This is a genomic window from Povalibacter sp., from assembly GCF_036735925.1.
Taxonomy (GTDB): Bacteria; Pseudomonadota; Gammaproteobacteria; order Steroidobacterales; family Steroidobacteraceae; genus Steroidobacter.
The window spans coordinates 1-853 of sequence record NZ_DAINNK010000046.1; the positions used below are offsets into that span (position 1 = coordinate 1).

An 853-nucleotide genomic window follows, 5' to 3' on the forward strand; every position below is an offset into this window, starting at 1 on the left:
TCGAACTGATCGAGGGAGAGATCATCGATATGGCGCCGATAGGAAGTCGACATGCTGAAGTCGTGGACCGTCTTGGGAAACGTCTTCACGCTGCCACGGGCGAAGTAGCCACGGTCGGCGTCCAGCGCCCCGTGCGACTGGATTCCCGCTCCGAACCGCAGCCCGATCTTGTATTGCTGAAACCCCGCTCCTACGCCAACGCGCATCCAACGCCCCGCGATGTCCTGCTGCTGATCGAGGTCAGCGACAGCACGCTCCGCTTCGATCGCGATACCAAGGTGGCGCTTTACGCGCGCCATGGCATCGCCGAAGTGTGGCTCGTGGATCTGGTGACTCCAGCGCTGCATGTGTTCCGACACCCCTCGAACAACCATTACCGGGATGTCACCCGCATCGACGCGCCAGGACGAATTCAAGTCACGGCACTGCCAGGCATCGCCGTCGACCTCACCGGCCTCTTCGAATTCTGAACCTATCGGTTCAAAGCGCCTTTCAGCAGCTCGTTCGAACCCACTCCCATCCGACGCAGCAACTGGAATGCGGCGGACGCCTTGATCGCGAGCGGCTTCACCCGGTCTGACGCGATGAAGTACAGCGATCCGGAGCGCGCGTCCGGCACACCGGGAACATAGATCGCCACGCGACTGTCGCCGACGCGGTCGACGACGAACGCGACCTGCCAGGCATCCTCCTCGATGCTCACCAGCACCGGCTGTTCGGCGAAACCCTCGATGCCCGCGCTGCCGCCGGCCATGCTGCGAAACAGTCCGTAGCCCGGCACGTTGATCAGGATCTTCGAATCGATGAAGCCGGCGATCCGGCGCGCCAGCGTCGTGCGCGAGAACAGGCCGGC

At 63.3% G+C, this 853-nt stretch carries 1 protein-coding gene and 1 pseudogene; one reads left to right on the forward strand and one right to left on the reverse strand.

Features of this window, described 5'->3' with window-relative positions; translation table 11 throughout:
* On the forward strand, nt 1-470 hold a 470-nt coding region (locus V7D81_RS14475), incomplete at its 5' end, for a Uma2 family endonuclease (protein WP_324317452.1).
* Nucleotides 471-472: 2 nt separating this feature from the next.
* Here V7D81_RS14475 and V7D81_RS14480 read toward each other — a convergent pair.
* A pseudogene (locus V7D81_RS14480) lies at nt 473-853 on the reverse strand (hypothetical protein); the annotation flags it as partial.